The organism is Rhizobium sp. WYCCWR 11152 (assembly GCF_013087615.1).
Lineage (GTDB): Bacteria > Pseudomonadota > Alphaproteobacteria > Rhizobiales > Rhizobiaceae > Rhizobium > Rhizobium indicum.
The window spans coordinates 671,074-692,122 of record NZ_JABFCP010000006.1; the positions used below are offsets into that span (position 1 = coordinate 671,074).

The following is a 21,049-nucleotide window of genomic DNA, read 5'->3' on the forward strand; positions in this document are numbered from 1 at the left end:
GCGTTCACCCATTCCCCATCAGTTCATCAGCATGCGCCTCAGCATTTGCAGGGCGTGCTCCTGTTCCTTCGTTCTCTCACCACCGACCTCGGCCACTTCCTCGGCAATGCCGATCAATTGCTGACGCTCTTGCATGTCGAGCGCCTCTATCCAAAGAGGCCGGAACCGTCGGATCGGATCTTCGGGACTGGTGACGTTCTTAGACGCCCACTCGCCGAAAACCAGCACCTCTTGCATATCGCCCGGCCGGATGATGCCTTTCATGCGATTGCGAACGACATCCTTCGCAGCGTCGAAATAGATCGGCTTTTCCTTGGCAAGGCAGAAGAGGAAGGCCACCGCCGCAATCGCCGGATCGGCGATCGAGGCCAGCGGCGCTGCCTCGGCCTGCTTGCGGAACTTTCCGCGCTTATAAGCGCCCCGCATACGCTCGACGGAATCGATGATCTCGTTTCCCGCCTCACGCACCATTTTCAAACGCCAATACCAGACGACCGCGCCGCTGATCGCCACGACCAGAATACCGAGAAAAGCCATGATGAAACCCCACAATAAAACCCGCTCGTTTTAGAGCTCGTTCTTTTGTCAGGTTCAAGCCTGTAAGTTGCATTCATCACCGCCCCAAATAGTTCTCGATGACCTTCGGATCCGAACTCACAAAATCGATCGACCCTTCGGCCAGCACCGATCCCTCAGCAAGGCAGGTCACCTTGACGCCGAGGTCTCGGATGAAGCCCATGTCATGTTCCACGACGACGACCGAGCGCGTCTTGGCGATATCCTTGAGCAGGATCGCAGTTTCCGCCGTCTCCGCATCCGTCATGCCGGCCACCGGTTCGTCGACCAGCAGCAGCTTCGGCTCCTGCGCCAAGAGCATGCCGATCTCCAGCCATTGCTTCTGCCCGTGCGAGAGATTGGCAGCGAATTCGTCACGGCGATGCGTCAGCCGCACCGTTTCGAGGATCTCCTCGATGCGCGCCTTGTCCTCGCCCGAAAGCCGGTAGAACAGCGTCGAGAACACGCCGCGACGACGGTTCAGCGCCAGCTCCAGATTGTCCCACACCGTATGGCTTTCGAAGACGGTCGGCTTCTGGAATTTGCGGCCGATGCCGAGCTGGGCGATATCGGCTTCATCCTTCTTGGTGAGATCGATCGTGCCGTTGAAGAACACCTCGCCCTCATCGGGCCTGGTCTTGCCGGTGATGATATCCATCATCGTCGTCTTGCCGGCGCCGTTCGGGCCGATGATGGCGCGAAGTTCGCCGGGTTCGATGACAATCGACAGCGAATTCAGTGCCTTGAAGCCATCGAAGGAAACCGAGACGCCGTTGAGATAAAGCACGCTGGTGGGTTTGACGTCGGGGATCATGGCGCTCACTCCGCTGCCTGGATTTTCGGCTCGATACCGTCTTCCTCGGCCGCCGGTGGTGCCGCCTTGGAGACGACCTTCCGCTTGCCGAGATATTGCGCAATCGTGCCGACGACACCCTTGGGCAGGAACAGCGTGACGGCAACGAAGAGACCGCCCAGCGCAAACAGCCAGAACTCCGGGAAGAGGCCGGTGAAGATCGTCTTGCCGCCGTTGACGAGGATCGCGCCGATGATCGGACCGATCAGCGTCGCCCGCCCGCCCACCGCCGTCCAGATGACGACTTCGATCGAATTGGCAGGCGCGAATTCGCCGGGATTGATAATGCCGACCTGCGGCACGTAGAGCGCACCGGCAATACCAGCCATCATCGCCGAGACGACGAAGGTGAAGAGCTTGAAGTGCTCGACGCGGTAACCGAGGAAGCGTGTGCGGCTTTCCGCATCGCGCACGCCGACCAGTACCTTGCCGAACTTCGAGCGCACGATCGCCGAGGCGAGCAGCAGCGATAGAGCAAGGAAGATCGCAGTTGCCGCAAAGAGGACTGCACGCGTGCCGTCAGCCTGGACGTTGAAACCGATAATGTCCTTGAAATCGGTAAGGCCGTTATTGCCGCCGAAGCCCATGTCGTTGCGGAAGAAGGCCAGTAGCAGCGCGTAGGTCATCGCCTGGGTGATGATCGAGAGATAGACGCCGTTGACGCGTGAGCGGAAGGCAAACCAGCCGAAGACGAAGGCCAGCAGGCCGGGCACGACGAGCACCATCAGCGCCGCAAACCAGAAATGGTTGAAGCCGTACCAGAACCAGGGCAAATCCTTCCAGTTCAGAAACACCATGAAGTCGGGCAGAACAGGGTCTCCATAGCTGCCACGCGTGCCGATCTGGCGCATCAGATACATGCCCATCGCATAGCCGCCGAGCGCAAAGAAGGCACCGTGGCCGAGCGAGAGGATGCCGCAGAAGCCCCAGACGAGATCGAGCGCCAGCGCCAGCAGCGCATAGGTCAGATACTTGCCGAACAGCGACATGATATAAGTCGGCACGTGCAGCGGATTGGTCGGCCCCGTCATCAGGTTCAGGACCGGCACAAGGACGGCGACCAGAAGCAGGAGGGCGATGGCAATGACGATCTTGCGATCGAGTGATCGGAGAAGGAAGGCCGTTATCATGCTTCCACCGCCCTTCCTTTGAGTGCGAAGAGCCCGCGGGGACGCTTCTGGATGAAGAGAATGATGAGGACGAGCACCAGGATCTTGCCGAGCACGGCGCCGGCGAAGGGCTCGAGGAACTTGTTGACGACGCCGAGCGACAGTGCACCGACCAGTGTACCCCAGAGATTGCCGACACCGCCGAAGACGACGACCATGAAGCTGTCGATGATGTAGGATTGACCGAGGTTCGGCGAGACATTGTCGATCTGGCTGAGCGCCACGCCGGCGATGCCGGCAATGCCCGAGCCGAGCGCGAAGGTGAAGGCATCGACCCAGCCGGTGCGGATGCCCATCGACGACGCCATGCGCCGGTTCTGCGTAACGGCACGCATCTGCAGGCCGAAGGCGGACCGCTTGAGCAGCAGGAGCAGCGCCACAAAGACCACCATCGAAAAGACGATGATCCACAGTCGGTTCCAGGTGATGGAGAGCCCGCCGAGATCGAAGACGCCGGACATCCAGGTCGGATTGCGGACCTCGCGGTTGGTCGGGCCGAAGATGCTGCGCACCGCCTGCTGCAGGATGAGCGACACGCCCCAGGTGGCGAGCAGCGTTTCGAGCGGCCGGCCGTAGAGATAGCGGATGACGGCGCGCTCGATCACCAGACCGACGAAGCCGGTAAAGACGAAGGCCGCAGGCACGGCAAAGGCCAGCGAATAATCGGCAAGTTCAGGAAAGGCGGAGGTAATGTATTCCTGCACCACATAGGTGGTGTAGGCGCCGATCATCACCATTTCGCCATGCGCCATGTTGATGACGCCCATGACGCCGAAGGTGATGGCAAGGCCGATCGCGGCAAGCAGCAGTACCGAGCCGAGAGACAATCCGTACCAGATGTTCTGGACGATATCCCACAGCGCCAGGCTGCGATTGATGGAGCTGATATCCGCCTGGATCGCCGGCTTCAGGTCGTCCGGCGCGGTTTCGAGTGTGGTCGTGAGGATGGTCAGCGCATCGCGATTGCCGCGCGCCGCGATCGTATCGATCGCAGCCTTCTTGTCTTCGACGCTCGCATCCGTCTTGAGCAGCAGCACTGCGCGCGCCGCTTCCATCGTATTCTTGATCTCAGCGTCTTTTTCGGCCGCAAGCGCCGTGTTCAGCAGGTCGAGATTGGCGGGATCGGCATCTTTCAGAAGGCCCTGCGCCGCGGCAAGTCGCGCGGAACGGTCCGGGCTCATCAGCGTCAGCTGGCTCGTGGCGGCGCCGATGACGCCGCGTAGCGCGTTGTTGATCTTGACCTTCGTCATCAGATCCGGATCGACATCGGCAGCGGCTTCGCCGGTGATCGGATCGGAATAGGTTGGTTCGTCATCGGTACCACCCTGGAGGAGAACCGGGCCGCCATCTGAATTGACGTAGAGAAGGCCGTCGCTCAACTGCTGCAGGATCTGGCTGACATGCTGGTCCTTGGAAGCGACCAGCGCCTTGATGGCCACTTCGCGTTCCGGGAAATCGCCGACGCCGAGCGCGTCGATGAGCACGTGGATATCGTCCTGGGCCTGGACTTCGCTCGAGATCATCACGCCCGAAAATGTCAGGCAAACCGTGATGAGGAAAATCTTTATGGCGCGATACATCGGCTTTCTCGCCCTTGATAGTGTTGGCCTCGCGGCGCAATCGCTGGGACGGAGCTTCCGCCCGGGATCAAACCCGGACGGAAGCCTTCATGCAATCATCGGATCGAGGCGTGCTCAGGAGCCCTTGCCACCGCACTTGCCCGTAGCGACGTTGAAGTTGCCGCAGGACATCGGCTTGCGCCAATCGGAGATCAGATCCTTGGAGTCAGGCAGGAAATCTGACCATTCGTCGCCGACGACGGCAGGTGTCTGCTGGACGATTTCGAACTGGCCGTCGGCCTGGATTTCACCGATCAGCACCGGCTTGGTGATGTGGTGGTTCGGCATCACGGTCGCATAACCGCCGGAGAGGTTCGGAACGCTAACGCCGATGATGGTGTCGAGAACCTTGTCGGTATCGGTCGTGCCGGCAGCCTGGACGGCCTTAACCCATGCGTTGAAGCCGATATACGCAGCTTCCATCGGGTCGTTCGTCACGCGCTTGTCGTTCTTGGTGAAAGCGTGCCAGTCCTTGATGAACTTCTTGTTGGCCGAGCTTTCGACCGATTCGAAGTAGTTCCAGGCAGCGAGATGGCCGACGAGCGGCTTGGTGTCGAGGCCGGCAAGCTCTTCTTCGCCAACCGAGAAGGCGACGACGGGGATGTCGGTTGCCTTGATGCCCTTGTTACCCAGTTCCTTGTAGAACGGAACGTTGGCATCGCCGTTGATCGTAGAGACGACGGCGGTCTTCTTGCCAGCCGAACCGAATTCCTTGATCTTGGAAACTTCGGTCTGCCAATCGGAGAAGCCGAACGGCGTGTAGTTGGTCATGATGTCTTCTTTCGGAATACCCTTCGAAATCAGGTATGCCTCGAGAATCTTGTTGGTCGTGCGCGGATAGACGTAGTCCGTACCTTCGAGAACGAAGCGCTTGACGCCTTCTTTTTCCATCAGGTAGTCGACAGCAGGAATAGCCTGCTGGTTCGGAGCAGCACCGGTGTAGAAGATGTTGCGCGAGGACTCTTCGCCTTCATACTGGACCGGGTAGAAGAGGATCGAGTTGGTCTCTTCGAAAACCGGCAGAACGGACTTGCGCGACGAGGACGTCCAGCAACCGAATACGGCGGCAACCTTGTCCTTCTGGATCAGCTCACGTGCCTTTTCGGCAAACAGCGGCCAGTCGGAAGCCGGGTCGACGACGACGGCCTCGAGCTTCTTGCCGAGAAGGCCGCCCTTCTTGTTCTGCTCGTCGATGAGCATCAGCATGGCGTCCTTGAGCGTGGTCTCGGAGATGGCCATGGTGCCGGAGAGCGAGTGCAGAATGCCGACCTTGATCGTATCATCGGCGGCAACCGCACCGCTGAAGGCAGCCGAGGCCGCCATGACGGCGCCGAGTGCAGCGCCCGCAATAGTAGTTCTGAGATTCATCTGGTTGAGCCCCTCTTCTTGTTCCGCAACAGGCCGGAAACGGAGATTAACTGTTGCTTAAGGGACTATCGGGTGCTGCAGCGCGAAAACACATACGTCGATTGACGTAGGCGCGGGGGTCAAACAGGCAGGCCAGAGAAGGAAGGGCATCCCTGCAGCAGGATGCCCCGTCTCGATGGCGGAAATTATCCGTCGATCGTCAAAGTGACTGACGTCGGGCCGTAGGAGAGGCTCGCCTTGTGGCCGGAGACCGTGACCTTGCCGAAGGTGCCGGTCACGGCACTCGCCTTCAGGATTTCGATCTTGGTTCCGGGCGTCGGGGCATAACCATCGGCAAGCGTCACCTCGAGGTCGCCGGCCAGCGCCGCCTTGCCCTCGACGACCAGCGTGCCCGCGCCGTTTTCGCCCAGCGCCGGCTTCGTCGTGGCATTGGCGAACTGCTGATAATCACCACTCACGGTCAACGGTTTTTCGGCCGCCAGAACGAGCGAACCACCGTTAACCGTCAGCCCGCCGGTACCGAAGGCCGAGGGTGAGCCGGCCACCAGCGCGCCCTCTTCCAGAACGGTGCCACCGGCATAGCTGTTGGCGCCTGACAGCCCGAGGATGCCTTGGCCGCGCTTCACCAGCCTGCCCTTGCCAGTGATGTCGTTCCGCCAGGTATCGATCGAATTGAAGCCGCCCTTTGCCGCGTCCATCGTCACGGTCACGTCCTGTTCGAACGCACCGTAACCGTCGGCGGCGGCAAACAGATTAAGACGGCCGTAACCTTCCGCATCGTCAAGGAGCGGGTAGCCGGAGGCGATCTCCGTCGTCTTCAACACGGCGCGGCGCTGCTCGCCGTCCAGATAGGGCAGACGCGTTTCGAGAAGCGCTTCAGCGCCCTGCGGCACGCGCGCCGGCTGATCGGTCGCATGGATCGTCGGCAGGCCATAGCTCAGGCGCTGCAGCACGTAGGTGCGATTGGCGTCATGATCGGCGAAACGGTCTGTAGCCAGCGGTGCCGCCTGGGCGGCAACCTCGAGCGCGCCCGCATCCGCAACGCCTGATTTGGCGACGAGCCATGACTGCGCTTGGGCGTAGGCATCGCTCTTCAGCGCGGCATTGTCGGCCTTGTTCAGATTGTAAACGACCGTGGCCGTTCCGAGCATCCGACCGCCCATCACGTCGAGAGGAGAATGCATGCCGGCGAGGATGCGGTCTTCACCCAGCTCGCTGGCGCGCGTGATCATTTCCTGAAAGCGCTGCGGCACGAGATACGCCATGGCGAGCGCATCCCGCCAGGCTTCCGCCGTATGCCCGCTCGGGAAACCGCCGTCCTCGACCGGCTTGCCGCTCTTGGCGGGCTGCAGCGTCGGCACCACCGACACGTCCTGGCTCCAGCGGTAGGGACGGCCATATTTGAAATAGCGCTTGGCAGGCTCCGTCGAGCCGTCACCGCTTGCAGCAATGATGAAGTCGATTGCAAGGCCCATGTCGGGGTTGGCATCGGTCTTGTTTTCCGCGTCCGGCTTGCTGCCGGCACCGCGATTGTTGCCCTTGTCGTCATATTTGACCGTCGTCGCGTCGGCCGCCACCTCGGTGATCGTAGTGGTCTGCTTGGAGCCGGCCTTCCAGGCATCCGTCAGCGGACCGAGGCCATCGACGATGCTGGCATTCTTGCCCCGCCGATCATCGAGATAGGCAGCGACCGCCTGATCGGCCGTCCGCGCCCGTGTCGCATTGACGACATAGCCGATGTTGGCGTCATGGACGGCCTGGTTGACGATATGGCCGTCGGTCTTGCTGGCGGGAATACCATCCCAATCCGTCTTGGCGACCGCCGGGCAATTATCCTTGGCCGGGGCTTCGACACCCGCATCGACGAAAGGCGTGCGCGGGGTCCAGATTTCGAGGAAGCCGGAGAGGAGGTGAACGGCGGCGTTGGTGTCCACCGTCGAGAAGCAGGCGTCACCGCGCTTGTTGGTGTTTCCGGCTTCCGCATAAGCAGCTTTCGCCACTGTTACCTGCTCGGCGCTGGCAAGCGATGGCACGATCGAAAGAAGGCAGACGAGGGCAGTGCTCAGACGGCAAAGGCTTAAAACAGACATGGTGATACCCGAAATGGTTGAACGAACGCCGGGAGAGTTAGAGTTCTTATGTGACAGTTCAATTGCAAAAATATTGCCATTCTGTGAACCAGCCGGTGCCTGCCTCTTGCCTTTCCCAACCATCCCGCCAAAACTGCCGGAGAGACGATGAGCCCAACCGGAATGCCGGAAAGGAAGACATGGCAGCGCGCCAACGCATCATTCCGGTAAGACGCGAATATAATCGCTGGGTCGCCAACCAGACGCTGGAAGATTACGCGCTGCGCTTCACTGCCAAGAGCGCCCGGCATTTCTCCTCGCAGCGCATCTCGCAGACCGCGATCGGCGCGATCTCCTTCCTGGCGCTGGAGGCGATCGGCGGCGCAATCACCCTCTCCTACGGCACCACCAACGCCTTTTACGCCATCATCGTCGCCTCGATCGCCATGCTGGCGATCGGCCTGCCGATCAGCCGCTACGCCATCCGCCACGGCGTCGACATCGATCTTCTGACGCGTGGCGCGGGCTTCGGCTATATCGGCTCGACCATCACCTCGCTGATCTATGCGAGCTTCACCTTCATGCTGTTTGCGATCGAGGCATCGATCATGTCCGGGGCGCTGGAGCTCACCCTCGGCATCCCGCTCTGGATCGGCTACATCATCAGCGCCGTCATGGTGATCCCGCTGGTGACGCACGGCGTACGGCTGATCAGCAAGTTCCAGCTGATGACCCAGCCCTTCTGGATCGTGCTGAATATCCTGCCCTTCATCTTCATCGCCCTGTTGGACTGGGAAAAATTCGATCTCTGGCGCGCCTTCGCCGGCATCCGCCATGCCTCCGGTCCGCCCGGCACCATCGCCGAATTCGATCTGGTGGAGTTCGGCGCGGCCTCCGCCGTCATCCTGGCGCTGATGTCGCAGATCGGCGAACAGGCCGACTTCCTGCGCTTCCTGCCGCCGGACCCGCAGCGCAAGTGGCGCCACCGCCTGGCGATCTTTCTCGCCGGGCCCGGCTGGGTCATCATCGGCGCGCCGAAGTTGCTTGCCGGCTCCTTCCTGGTCGTGCTGACCTTCACCTCGGGCGTCCCCCTCGATCGCGCCGCCGACCCGGCGCAGATGTATCTGACCGCCTTCGGCTACATGGTCCCCTGGCATAATGGCGCGCTGCTGTTGATGGCCGCCTTCGTCGTCGTCTCGCAGCTGAAGATCAATGTGATGAACGCCTATGCCGGTTCGCTCGCCTGGTCGAACTTCTTCTCGCGGCTGACCCACAGCCATCCCGGCCGCGTCATCTGGCTGGTCTTCAACGTCGCAATCGCCCTGCTTTTGATGGAACTCGGCATCTACCGGCTGCTGGAGGAGACGCTCGGCATCTTCTCGATCATCGCCATGGCCTGGCTCTGCACGATCTCCGCCGATCTCTTCATCAACAAGCCGCTGGGGCTGGCTCCTCCCGGCATCGAGTTCAAGCGTGCCCACCTCTACGACATCAACCCGGTCGGCCTCGGCGCCATGACGCTGTCGGCGACGGTGTCGCTGATTGCCCATTTCGGCGCCTTCGGGGAGATCGCCGCCTCGCTCGCTCCCTATATTACGCTGGTCATTGCGCTGGTCGCCTCGCCTGTCATCGCCTGGGCAACGAAAGGCAAGTTCTATCTCGCCCGCAAGCCGCGCCAGAGCTGGAAGAACCTGGCGAACATCACCTGCTCGGTCTGCGAGCATCCGTTCGAGCCGGAGGACATGGCCTGGTGCCCGGCCTATGCCGCGCCGATCTGCTCGCTCTGCTGCTCGCTCGACAGTCGCTGCCACGACATGTGCAAGCCGGCTGCCCGTTTCAACGCGCAGGTCGGCACCGTCGCCAAGGCGTTGCTGCCGGAAGCCATTCTGGGGAAGCTGGCGACGCGCCTTGGCCGCTACGGCATCGCCGTCGTGCTGGCATTGACCGCCATCGGCGCAATCCTGGCGATGATCGCCCATCAGGTCGCCTCCGCCTCGCCCGAGACGGGTGAGGTCGTCAATCGCACCATCCTCATCGTCTTCTTCGTCTTCTCGGTGATCTCAGGCGTCGTCTGCTGGTTCTATGTGCTCGCCCATGACAGCCGCGTCGTTGCCGAGGAGGAATCCTCACGCCAGAACACGCTGCTGCTGAAGGAAATCGCCGCCCACAAGAAGACCGACGCCGCCCTGCAAAACGCCAAGGAGACGGCCGAGGCCGCCAACCGCGCCAAGAGCCGCTACGTCGTCGGGCTCAGCCATGAATTACGCACGCCGCTGAACGCCGTGCTCGGCTACGCCCAGATCCTCGAACGCGACGAGACCATCCCGGCGCCGCGCCAATCCTCGATCAAGGTCATCCGCCGTAGCGCCGAACACCTCTCCGGCCTGATCGACGGCCTGCTGGATATTTCGAAGATCGAGGCCGGCCGCCTGCAGGTCTATTCCAACGAGATCAACATCCAGGATTTTCTCGACCAGATCGTCGATATGTTCCGCCCGCAGGCGCAGGCAAAGGGGCTTGCCTTCATCCATGAGCGCGCGCCGGCCTTGCCGCAATTCGTCCGCACCGACGAAAAGCGCCTGCGCCAGATCCTCGTCAACCTGCTCTCCAATGCCATCAAGTTCACTGACGAAGGCAGCGTCACCTTCGATGTCGGCTATCGCAGCCAGGTCGCGACCTTTACCGTTGCCGATACCGGCCGAGGCATCACGGAGAAAGACCTGCCCCGTATTTACGAACCCTTCCAGCGCGGTGAAGCCGAAAGCGTGCGGCCGATGCCGGGGCTCGGCCTCGGCCTCACCATCACCCGGCTTCTGACCAATACGCTCGGGGGCGAGATCTCGGTTTCAAGCGCGAAGGACGAAGGCTCGACCTTCCGCGTCCGGCTGATGCTGTCTGCCGTCACGCGCGCCGTGGCCGCAGCGCCGCAGGAGAAGCGCATCGTCGGTTATGACGGCCCGCGCCGCACGGTCGTCGTCGTCGACGACAACGAGGACCACCGCGAGATGATGCGCGAGATCCTGGCGCCGCTCGATTTCATCGTGTTGACGGCGGCAGGCGGCGGCGAATGCCTGACGCTGATCGAGGGCATCATGCCGGACCTTTTCCTCGTCGATATCCTGATGCCCGGCATGAACGGCTGGCAGCTCGTCTCGCGTCTGCGCGAGGCCGGCCAGACGGCACCGGTGCTGATGCTCTCGGCCAATATCGGTGACGCGGCCGTTCTCAGCGACAGTGACGACAGCCACAATGATGCGATCGGCAAGCCGGTCGACATCCGCCAGCTGCGCGACAAGCTCGCCCTGCATCTTGGCCTGACATGGATCTATGCCGATGCCACGCCAGCCGTTCCTGTCAAGATCGAAGCGCCGATGCTGAGCCCAGGTGCTGCCCATGTGCAGGAATTGCTGCGGCTCGGCGAGATCGGCTATATCAGAGGCATCGAAGCCAAGCTTTCGGACCTTGCCAAGGTGGAGGCAAATCAGCCATTCACGGAGGAACTTCGCGCCTATGTCGCCGCCTTCGATCTCGCCGGCTTCATGACCTTCCTGCACGACTTCGACGAAAAGGTGGAATCCATTGGCTGAGCCGGCCCTCCCCCGCGACATCGTTCTGCTCGTCGACGACTCGGCCGAAGCACTCGGCTTCATGACCGACGCGCTCGAACAATCCGGCTTCTCCGTGCTGATCGCCACATCGGGCACGGCGGCACTTGGTATCGTCGAGCGCATCACGCCCGATCTCATCCTGCTCGACGCCGTCATGCCCAGCATGGACGGCTTCGAGACCTGCCGCCGGCTGAAGGCGAATGCCGCGGTGGCGCAGGTGCCCGTCATCTTCATGACCGGCCTGACCGAGACCGAGCATGTCGTGCACGCGCTGGAATCCGGCGGCGTCGATTATCTCAGCAAGCCGATCAATATCGACGAACTGCGCGCCCGCATCCGCGTCCATCTGCGCAATGCCCGCTCGGCCCAGAGCGCCCGCGTGGCGCTCGACGCAGCCGGCCGCCATCTGCTGGCAGTCAAGGGCGACGGCGCCATCCACTGGTCAACGCCGCAAGCGACACGCCTGGTCAATGCCGCCATGGGCAGCGATGACGGCATGGAAATCGTCGTCCGCCATATCGCCGGCTGGATGCGCGACCGCGTCGCCGCGGTGCGCGACGGCATCATCTCGATCGCCCATGCCGGCCAGGCGGCGCTGCAGCTCGCCTTCCTCGGCGCAATCGGCCCTGACGAATATCTCTTCCGCCTCACCGCCGCCAATCAGCGGAGCGACGACGAGGTGCTGCGCCAGCGCTTCTCGCTCACCCAGCGCGAATCCGAAGTGCTGCTCTGGATCGCCAAGGGCAAGGCCAACCGCGACATCGGTGAAATATTGGGATTGTCAGCGCGGACGGTGAACAAACACCTCGAACAGATTTACGTGAAGCTCGGCGTCGAGAACCGCGCCTCGGCCGCCGTGAAAGCCACGCACGTGCTGTACGAGATGTAAGAGGGTGATGGAGGCTGGTTCCGTGGCGCTGCCGAGATGCCGTGGGACCATGACGGTCTCCATTCGCCGAAGCGCCTCGGCACATCAGGTTCCGCCTCGTAAACGTCAAGCCCACCCCCCGGATCGTACCGTTTTTCGCCGTCAGCAACCCCCCAGTGAAGCGAGCTGCCGGGCGCCATAACGCGCCGTCTTCGTGGGATCGATCGATGAGCGATTGCGGCACGGTAGCCAGGCCGGAATTGAAACACCCGCCAAAAGAAAGAAGCCCGGTCGGAACCGGGCTTCGATAATCGTGTCCCATAAAGGGAAGCGCGGCTTACATGCCCTGCGGGAAGTAGCTGTACTTGCCGTCCGGACCCTTCTTCCATTCGTACATGATGTAGCCAGGAATCTTCGGGTCGCCCTTTTCGTCGAACGAAATGTCGCCGAGAACGGTCGGGAACGGGCCCTTTTCCTTCATGGCCTTGGCAACGGCCTCAGGATCCAGCGAACCGGCAGCCTTGGCGGCCCCAGCGATCGTCTGCATCGCAGCGTAGGAATAGAGCGTGTAGGCTTCCGGATTGAAACCAGCGGCCTTGAACTTTTCGACGAGTTCCTTGTTCGCAGGGTTCGCCGCCGGATCGGGGCCGAAGGTGTTCAGCGTACCGGCGACGGCGTCGCCAGCGATCGAGGCCAGTTCGTTCGAAACGATACCGTCACCCGAAACCAGCGTCGCCTTCAGGCCCTGGTCGGCCGCCTGGCGGATAATGAGACCGGCTTCGGTGTGCAGACCACCCCAATAGATGATCGAGACGCCGGCTTCCTTCATCTTGGCGATGAGGGCCGAGAAGTCCTTGTCGCCGACGTTGATGCCTTCGTAAATGACTTCCGTGACGCCAGCGGCATTCATAGCCTTCTTGGTTTCATCGGCAAGGCCCTGACCGTAGGGGGTCTTGTCGTGAACGACAGCGATCTTGGCGTCCTTGAAATGATCGGCAAGATATTTGCCGGCGATGGCACCCTGCTGGTCGTCACGGCCGCAGGTGCGGAACGTGTTCCAGAGGCCCCGCTCCGTGAAGGTCGGGTTCGTCGCGGCCGGGGTGATTTCGAGGATGCCGTTTTCGGCATAGACTTCCGAAGCCGGGATCGAAACGCCCGAGTTGAAGTGGCCGATGACAAACTTGACGCCGTCAGCAGCGAACTTGTTTGCGACCGAAATGCCCTGCTTCGGGTCGGAGACGTCGTCGCCGAGCTCGATCTTGATCTGCTCGCCGTTGATGCCGCCAGCCGCGTTGATGTCGGCGGCTGCCTGTTCGGCACCCTTCTGGAGCTGAGCGCCGAACGCGGCGTTCGGGCCAGTCAGCGGACCAGCGACAGCGATGAGAACGTCGGCCCACGCGTTGCCGCTGAAGGCGACCATCGCCGTCAGAGCCACTGCCGACAGAAGAGACTTCTTCATATTATTACTCCCAATTTTTGGGCGGGTTCCGGTCCAAGGCCCAGCGCACTACCCACCATTGACTGCGCCAGGAAAGCTGTTCCACTCGGAAGGCAATTCATGCCTAGTTTCAACGGACTGTCAATGTTTGTCCTTCCACGAAAACGCGGAAGTTTTTTCGTACAGCCAGTAATAGTTGTTAACCATCTGATTGGTGCGGCGGTAGCGGAAGCCGGCCGTCGAGAACACCAGCAGCGTTACGAAGTCGAGGATATAGTAGAAGGTGTTGAGCATCGGCCCGTTGAACAGGGCATGATGCAGGAACTGCATCGCCCAGGCGAGCAGAAATGTATAGACGATGACCAGCGGATAGTCGCTCCAGCCCTCGGCAACCGCTTTGCCGGCGCGCCAGGCCGTCCAGAAGCCTAAGAGCAAGACGATGACACGGATCGCCACAAGGGGGCCGGCATCCGCTTCGAAGAAAAGTCCCTGCATGTCAAACTCTCCTTTCGACCTAGTGTCTTCCGCCTTCGAGATAGGCGGCGCGGACCTCGGGATTGGCAAGAAGCTCCGTGCCGGAGCCGCTCATCGTCACCTTGCCGTTCACCATCACGTAGGCGCGGTGAGAAAGCCTGAGGGCGGCGAACGCGTTCTGCTCGACGAGGAAAACGGTCAGCCCCTCCGCCTCGTTGAGCTTCCTGATCGCCTCGAAGATGCCCTTGACGATCAGCGGCGCAAGACCGAGCGAGGGTTCGTCGAGAAGCAGCAGCTTCGGGCGCGCCATCAGCGCGCGGCCGATCGACAGCATCTGCTGCTCGCCGCCCGAAAGTGTTCCACCCCGCTGGGCGTGACGTTCCTTGAGACGCGGGAAGAGCGTGAAGATCTTCTCGACGTCTTCGGCGAAGTGTTTCAGATTATCGAGGCCGGCACCCATCTGAAGATTTTCCAGAACCGTCATGCGCGGGAAGATGCGGCGGCCTTCCGGCGACTGTGCAATGCGCAGACGGGCGATTTCATGCGTCGGCATGCGGGTGATGTCGCGGCCCTCGAAGACCACCGAACCGGTGCGGGCCTGCGGGCTGCCGCAGATCGTCATCATCAGTGTCGACTTGCCGGCGCCGTTGGCGCCGATCAGGCTGACGATCTCGCCCTTGTTGACGTGGACATCGACGCCGGCCAGCGCCCGGATATTGCCGTAATAGGTTTCGACGCCATTCACCTGAAGGAGCGGTTGACCCGTCATTACTTCATCGCCCATCAGTTTGCGCCTCCTTCGAGCTGCTCGACGGCTGCGATCACCTCTTCCACTTCTTCATCCTCGACGCCAAGATAGGCCGCGATGACCCGCGGATCGTTCTTCACGTGATCCGGCGTGCCATCGGAAATCTTCTGACCATATTCGAGGACGACGACGTGGTCGGAGATTTCCATGACCACAGACATGTCGTGCTCGATCAGCAGGATCGACGTTCCGGTTTCGGCGCGAATGCTCTTCAGCAGCGCGTTGAGCGTTGCCGATTCCCGTGGGTTGAGGCCGGCAGCCGGTTCATCCAGGCAAAGCAGCTCCGGGCCGGTGCACATGGCGCGGGCGATTTCGAGACGCCGCTGGGCGCCGTAGGGCAGGTCGCCGGCGGGGTCGTCGGCGCGGTCGATCAGGTCGGCCTTCTCGAGCCAGAAACGGGCGAGCTCGATTGCAGCAGCCGCTTCCCGCCTATAGGGGCCGACACCGATAAGGCCGAGGATCGTATAACCCGATGCCTTCATCAGCTTGTTGTGCTGGGCAACCAGCAGGTTTTCGAGAACGGTCAGGCCGGAGAACAGCCGGATGTTCTGGAAGGTGCGTGCGACCTTGGCTTCCCTGGTGATGCGAAAGTCCGGCAGGCGCTCCAGCAGGTATTGCTTGCCACTCTTCTGGTTGAACGTGATCATGCCCATCGTCGGCTTGTAGAAGCCGGTGATGCAGTTGAAGACAGTGGTCTTGCCGGCGCCGTTCGGCCCGATCAGCGCGGTGATATCGCCACGCTTGGCTTCGAAGGAGAAGTCGTTGATGGCCATCAGGCCGCCGAACTTCATCGACAGGTGTTCGACCTTGAGAAGAGTGTCGTCAGACATCGTATTCGTTACGGGGCTCATCAACCATGGCCCTCCTTGATGAAGCTTCCGGATATCGCCTTGCGTTCTCTGAGGAAGGCTGTCGGCTCACGCGAGCCGACGAAGCCGCGCGGCTTGAACAGCATGACGACGACCATGGCGAGGCCGAAGATCAACATGCGGTAGAGTTCCGGCGTAAAATCTGGTCCGAAGATGAGTTTTAGGAAGCTCATCTCGCGCAGCAACTCGGTGCCGCCGACCATGACGATGGCGGCGATCGCGATGCCGGTCAACGACCCCATGCCGCCAAGGACAACAATGGCGAGAATGACGGCCGATTCCAGGAAGACGAAGGATTCCGGCGAGACGAAGCCCTGACGGGCGGCAAAGAACGAGCCGGCGAAACCGGCAAACATCGCGCCCGTCGCAAAGGCGGTGAGCTTGGTCGTCACCGTGTTGATGCCGAGCGAACGGCAGGCGATCTCGTCTTCACGCAAAGCTTCCCAGGCGCGTCCAATCGGCATGCGACGCAGCCGGATGGTGACATAAGCCGTCAGCATGCAGAGCGCCAGGATCAAATAGAACAGGAAGATCTTGTAATAGGCCGAGGAGATCGGCAGGTGAAAGAGCTTGGCAAAGCCGCCGGCCGTCGCATCGAAGGGAATGCCGAAGAGCGTTGCCTTCGGGATGCTCGAGATACCGAAGGTGCCCTTCGTCACGTCAGTCCAGTTGATGAGGACGAGACGAATGATTTCACCGAAGGCAAGCGTCACGATGGCAAGGTAATCGCCGCGCAGGCGCAACACCGGGAAGCCGAGAATGACGCCCCAGAGTGCCGCGAAGATGCCCGAAAGCGGCAGCAGCACCCAGAAGGACAGGCCGAAATAGCTCGAAAGCAGCGCGTAGGAATAAGCGCCGACGGCATAGAAGGCGACATAGCCGAGGTCGAGCAGGCCGGCGAGGCCGACGACGATGTTCAGCCCCCAGGCGAGCATCACATAGATCAGGATCTGGATGCCGAAATTGTCGACATATGTCAGCGAGCCCTGAGGGCCTCTGATCGCCACCACCACCATGGGATAAAGCAGCAGCGCGATCAGCGCGATCTTCAGGAAATGCCGGTGGAAGAAGCTCTTCTCGGTCGAGATGGCGAGCTCGCCCTCGCGCGCCTTGCTGAGCTTGCGGCGGTCGATATTCGGCCTGATGAAAACGACCATGGCGAAGCGGCCGATGGCGGCGACCGCGACGAAGATCGCAAGCAGGCCCCAGCGCTGGACAATGATCAACTCGTTGCTGATGTTCTGGTCGGTCTTGAGGCCGACATAGAGAACGAACATGCCGAACGACAGGACGGCGGCGAAAAGAGCTTCGGTAAGGCCTTTGCGGACAAGTCCGGCATCGGGCTTGCCTGCAGAATTTTCGATGTTTGCCATGACGTTATACCTTCTCGACTTCCGGCCGCCCGAGGATGCCGGTCGGCTTGAAGATCAACACGAAAGCCAGGATCGCAAAGGTCGCGACGTCCTTGTAGGCGATGGTGAAGTATGCCGACCACAGCGACTCGATAAGGCCGATAAGCAGGCCGCCGAAGACGGCGCCGGGCAACGAACCGATGCCGCCGAGAACGGCTGCCGTGAAGGCCTTCACACCAGGCGTGAAGCCGTCGTTAAACGAGGCGACGCCATAATACATCAGGTACATCGTGCCGGCCACGGCCGCGAGTGCCGCACCCATAACGAAAGTGATCGAGATCGTCTGGTCGACGTTGACGCCGAGCAGCGCCGCCATCTTGCGATCCTGCTCAGTGGCGCGCTGGGCACGGCCGAGTGCCGTGCGATTGACGATGTACCAGAAGATCGTCAGCAGCACTGCGGTGATCACGATGATGATGATCTGCTTCAGCGACACCGAGATGTTGCCGAACTGGTAGACCGAGCTCACCATCGGCGGGATCGGCTTGTTGCGTGGACCCTGCGTCACCTGGATGAAGTTGGACAGCGTGATCGACATGCCGATCGCGGTAATCAGCGGCGCCAAGCGGAAGGACCCGCGCAGGGGCCGGTATGCGACGCGCTCGATCGTCCAATTCCACAAACTCGTCATCAGCATCGCAACGACAAGCATCACCAGCAGCAGAACGGCCACCGGGAGACCTGCGAAGATGGATGTGAGGACGAGGAAGACGATAAGAGCGGCGAAACCACCGAGCATGAAGATGTCGCCATGGGCGAAATTGATCATGCCGATAATGCCGTAAACCATCGTATAGCCAATAGCCACAAGGCCATAGATGGATCCGAGCGTCAGCCCGTTTAAGAGCTGCTGGACGAAATACTCCATATGTCGTTTTCCCCTGGATGCGAGCGAAACATGCTGCATCTCTTTTTGGTTCTTTGGTTCCCCGTTTCAGGGAACCTCATAGGCCGAATGCATAGCGGTTTCATCGAAAATGTGAAGACAAAAAGGATTTACTCCGACAGATTCTTGCGGAAACAGGGTTAACTGGCGCATTTTGAACCAAAATCCACAGAAAAACGGCAGAGTAGGGCCTATTTTTAGCCAGAAACGGCCACTGGGTTAACCATCCGGAGATATCGCCGTCGATTTCCTGCGCCGCTTGCTGCGTAAGCTATTCCACAGAATTGGAAGATGGAGCAAATTCAGACCCCAAGGCAGCCCCTTTGACGAATGCCATTTCACCAGCGATGCCGCATCTTCGTCTGACAAGGCTGAAAACTTATGGTAGCATCATCAGGCTGCGTATTGAGGGATGCGGAGCACGACGGGGAACACCATATTAACTTGCGTATCTGGTTGTGACAGGGATGGTTTGCGGACGAGCGTCAGCGGGGTGCTCGCCGCGTGGCGAACGGCAAAAGGACAATGCTGAGGACATTTGAAAAGGCGGCGCTCGAAGCCGGCAAGGCCATCATCACGGTCTTGCGCGAAGGCTTCCCCGTAGCCATGAAGGCGGATGCAAGTCCGGTCACGGTCGCCGACGAGGAGGCCGAACGTATCATCCTCGCTCATCTCGCCAGAGATTATCCCGAAATACCCGTCGTGGCGGAAGAATCGGTCGCCGCCGGAAAAGTGCCCGACATTGCCGGGCGAGGCTTCTTCCTGGTCGACCCTCTCGACGGCACCCGTGAATTCGTCGACGGACGACAGGAATTCACCGTCAACATCGCCTATATCGAGAACGGCGCCCCGGTGGCCGGCATCGTTTATGCGCCGGCGCTGGGGCTTGCCTTCTCGGGAGAACGCGGCCAGGCCGAAAGGCTCGTCGTCATGGACGATTTCACGGTTGGCGCACGCAGCGCAATCACGGTGCGCGAACAGCCGGACGACAGGCTGGCGCTTGCAAGCCTTCGTCACAACAGCCCGGAGACCGGAAGCTTCCTCGCCGACCACGCGATCTTCAAATGCACCAATATCGGTTCCTCTCTGAAGTTCTGCCTGCTCGCCGAAGGCAAGGCCGACGTTTATCCGCGTTTCACCCGCACGATGGAATGGGACACCGCGGCCGGCGATGCGGTGCTGCGCGCCGCTGGCGGTTCGACGGTGACGCTGGACGGGACGCCGCTGACCTATGGCAAGACGGGAACGGCCGCCGATTTCGACTTCGCCAACCCGAACTTCATCTCCTGGGGTGGCAGGAAACGCGTCCTCGAACCGGCGTGATCACCCGCGGGAATCGCTGAATACCGGCAGGCGGCGCAATCCTTTGCATCGCCGCCACGCGTCCAGGCGTGCCGCGACGATCCGCGATCGACCTGCGGCCGCCCCCCTTACCCGCCAATATCCTCCCCCTGCGGGTCCGGAAGCGGTCCACGATCCCATTTCCAGCTGTGAGTGATTCGCGCGATCGGGCCTCACTAGGTGATTCTGGCCGGAAACTCGTCGCTCTGCATCGTTTCCGGACGCCATACCGCCACCCAACCCGCCTTGATTTTGTCACATTCTGACACGGCTTCGACACCGATCGATATCCTCATCAGAAAAATTTCGCCTCGTCTGCCGTTAAGAAATACGGTTAAGAGCCATGGGCCAAGTGTCGAAACGGCACGTCGCCAGCCCTCGGCGAACCCCTCCAAAGGCCTAGAAACTTTGACAAAATTTCAATTATTAACGAAATATCATGAGCTTGCCTCAACTTAACGCAGATGCGAAAGATTTGCTGCGATGCGATATTTCTCTGGACACCATTACACAATTGTCGCATTTTTCCGTTTTAGTAGGGTTACCAAGACCTAAGTGCAGCCCTGGTGACAGGGTTAACCATTGATCGCCTATTGCCGCCGCGCCCCCTCGAAGACAACAGAGTACGATCCTTGAGCATCACGGAATTAAACAACAGCATTTCGACAGAGTCCTTCCGGCCGAGCCGCCGCCAGCAGCCGAGCCTGAAGATCCAGACCCCTGTTATCCACAGCGATGCGCCGCAGGCGCCGTTGGCGGATCTGGTCCTGAAGCGGGCGTTCGACATTGTTTCGTCGTTGAGCGCCCTCCTCGTCCTCGCCCCTTTCCTTCTGTTCGTCGCCCTGCTGATCAAGATCGACAGCCCGGGGCCGGTGCTCTTCAAGCAGACCCGCTGGGGCAAGAACTGCAAGGCCATCAAGGTCTACAAGTTCCGTTCCATGCGCACCGACCTCTGCGACGTCTCCGGCGTTGCCCAGACGGTGATGAACGATCCGCGCGTCACGCGCATCGGCGCCATTCTGCGCCGTACGAATGTCGATGAGTTGCCGCAGCTGCTGAACGTGCTGCTGGGCCACATGTCGGTCGTCGGCCCGCGCTGCCATGCGATCGGCATGCGCGCCGGCGGCGTGCTCTACGAAGAGCTCGTACCGGAATACCATCAGCGCCATGCGATGCGCCCTGGCATGACGGGTCTTGCCCAGATGCGCGGCCTGCGCGGTCCGACCGACCGTCCGGCCAAGGCGCGCGCCCGCATCGCCAGCGATCTCTACTACGTCGGGAATTTTTCGATCTTGATGGACATGCGCATCATTTTCGGAACCGTCGTGTCGGAGCTGACCCGCGGAAAAGGCTTCTAAATCTTTAGTCTTTGTTTTTGCGCATGTCGCACAAAAAGCGATGCACATTTTGTGCGACATGCTTCCCAGCTTTAGCTTTGTGAGAAAGGGCCGGCTGCCCTATGCATGTCGCCCAAAAGTGTACAGCGGTTTTGGGAAACCGACATGCATAAAACAAAGACCTAAAGCGCGATGCGACGCGCTTTAGAGCAGCCGGCACCGGGATGCTCTGGCGAGCGCCTGCAGGCGGCTGACCGAATCGAGCTTGCGCATCGCGCTCTTCAGATAACCCACCACCGTATGCGACGAGAGATCGAGAATGATCGCGATCTCGTCGCTGCTTTTGCCGGTCGCGGACTACAGCGCCGCGGGTCT

General features: G+C 60.9%; 16 protein-coding genes and 1 pseudogene. 4 read left to right on the plus strand and 13 right to left on the minus strand.

The window, feature by feature from the left end; translation table 11 throughout:
- Positions 1–18 precede the first annotated feature (18 nt).
- The 6 genes from G9X67_RS09205 to G9X67_RS09230 all read right to left on the minus strand — a co-directional run bounded on the left by G9X67_RS09205 (position 19) and on the right by G9X67_RS09230 (position 7,654).
- Entirely contained in the window at positions 19–537 is a 519-nt protein-coding gene (locus G9X67_RS09205; RefSeq protein ID WP_138330203.1) for a hypothetical protein, read from the minus strand.
- 76 nt (positions 538–613) lie between these two features.
- A complete protein-coding gene (gene urtD, locus G9X67_RS09210) occupies positions 614–1,369 on the minus strand; it encodes an urea ABC transporter ATP-binding protein UrtD (protein ID WP_026158829.1) in 756 nt (251 codons plus the stop codon).
- 5 nt (positions 1,370–1,374) lie between these two features.
- Positions 1,375–2,538, minus strand: a complete 1,164-nt coding sequence (gene urtC, locus G9X67_RS09215) for an urea ABC transporter permease subunit UrtC (RefSeq protein WP_064652155.1) — start codon at positions 2,536–2,538, stop codon at positions 1,375–1,377.
- Positions 2,535–4,157 (minus strand): urea ABC transporter permease subunit UrtB, encoded by a 1,623-nt coding sequence (gene urtB / locus G9X67_RS09220; RefSeq protein WP_171598536.1) that lies wholly within the window; start codon positions 4,155–4,157, stop codon positions 2,535–2,537. Before urtB ends, urtC begins: the two co-directional genes overlap by 4 nt.
- A 114-nt stretch (positions 4,158–4,271) precedes the next feature.
- Entirely contained in the window at positions 4,272–5,564 is a 1,293-nt protein-coding gene (gene urtA, locus G9X67_RS09225; RefSeq protein ID WP_017961750.1) for an urea ABC transporter substrate-binding protein, read from the minus strand.
- Between the two features lie 185 nt (positions 5,565–5,749).
- On the minus strand, positions 5,750–7,654 hold the full coding sequence (locus G9X67_RS09230; RefSeq protein ID WP_138330199.1) for a phosphatase PAP2 family protein: 1,905 nt from the start codon (positions 7,652–7,654) through the stop codon (positions 5,750–5,752).
- A 179-nt stretch (positions 7,655–7,833) separates the two neighbouring features.
- Between G9X67_RS09230 and G9X67_RS09235 the strand changes: the two genes are divergently transcribed.
- The gene (locus G9X67_RS09235) at positions 7,834–11,220 is read left to right on the plus strand and encodes an ATP-binding protein (protein ID WP_138330198.1); all 3,387 of its coding nucleotides are present in this window, start codon (positions 7,834–7,836) and stop codon (positions 11,218–11,220) included.
- Positions 11,213–12,130: a DNA-binding response regulator gene (locus G9X67_RS09240; protein WP_138330197.1), complete on the plus strand. Its 918-nt coding sequence runs from the start codon at positions 11,213–11,215 to the stop codon at positions 12,128–12,130. The genes G9X67_RS09235 and G9X67_RS09240 overlap by 8 nt, the downstream gene beginning before the upstream one ends.
- Before the next feature lie 316 nt (positions 12,131–12,446).
- On the opposite strand, the gene G9X67_RS09245 is transcribed toward G9X67_RS09240, so the two are convergent.
- From G9X67_RS09245 to G9X67_RS09270, 6 genes are all read right to left on the minus strand, one after another.
- Positions 12,447–13,568, minus strand: coding sequence for a branched-chain amino acid ABC transporter substrate-binding protein (locus G9X67_RS09245; RefSeq protein ID WP_138330196.1), 1,122 nt, complete (start codon positions 13,566–13,568; stop codon positions 12,447–12,449).
- Positions 13,569–13,688: 120 nt separating this feature from the next.
- Entirely contained in the window at positions 13,689–14,042 is a 354-nt protein-coding gene (locus tag G9X67_RS09250; RefSeq protein WP_138330195.1) for a DUF6867 family protein, read from the minus strand.
- A 19-nt stretch (positions 14,043–14,061) separates the two neighbouring features.
- A complete protein-coding gene (locus G9X67_RS09255) occupies positions 14,062–14,805 on the minus strand; it encodes an ABC transporter ATP-binding protein (RefSeq protein WP_171598537.1) in 744 nt (247 codons plus the stop codon).
- Positions 14,805–15,680 carry an ABC transporter ATP-binding protein gene (locus G9X67_RS09260; RefSeq protein WP_012758697.1) on the minus strand — a complete coding sequence of 292 codons (876 nt, stop codon included), beginning with the start codon at positions 15,678–15,680 and terminating at the stop codon, positions 14,805–14,807. Before G9X67_RS09260 ends, G9X67_RS09255 begins: the two co-directional genes overlap by 1 nt.
- Positions 15,680–17,071, minus strand: a complete 1,392-nt coding sequence (gene livM, locus G9X67_RS09265) for a high-affinity branched-chain amino acid ABC transporter permease LivM (protein ID WP_029872436.1) — start codon at positions 17,069–17,071, stop codon at positions 15,680–15,682. The genes G9X67_RS09260 and livM overlap by 1 nt, the downstream gene beginning before the upstream one ends.
- 4 nt (positions 17,072–17,075) lie before the next feature.
- Entirely contained in the window at positions 17,076–17,978 is a 903-nt protein-coding gene (locus G9X67_RS09270; RefSeq protein ID WP_003542342.1) for a branched-chain amino acid ABC transporter permease, read from the minus strand.
- A gap of 543 nt (positions 17,979–18,521) precedes the next feature.
- Between G9X67_RS09270 and cysQ the strand changes: the two genes are divergently transcribed.
- Both cysQ and G9X67_RS09280 read left to right on the plus strand, forming a co-directional pair.
- Entirely contained in the window at positions 18,522–19,319 is a 798-nt protein-coding gene (gene cysQ / locus G9X67_RS09275) for a 3'(2'),5'-bisphosphate nucleotidase CysQ (RefSeq protein WP_138330194.1), read from the plus strand.
- 650 nt (positions 19,320–19,969) lie between these two features.
- On the plus strand, positions 19,970–20,695 hold the full coding sequence (locus G9X67_RS09280) for a sugar transferase (protein WP_171598538.1): 726 nt from the start codon (positions 19,970–19,972) through the stop codon (positions 20,693–20,695).
- A gap of 183 nt (positions 20,696–20,878) precedes the next feature.
- Here the strand turns inward: G9X67_RS09280 and G9X67_RS09285 are convergent.
- Positions 20,879–21,031, minus strand: a pseudogene (locus G9X67_RS09285) (helix-turn-helix transcriptional regulator); the annotation flags it as partial.
- Positions 21,032–21,049: the final 18 nt, after the last annotated feature.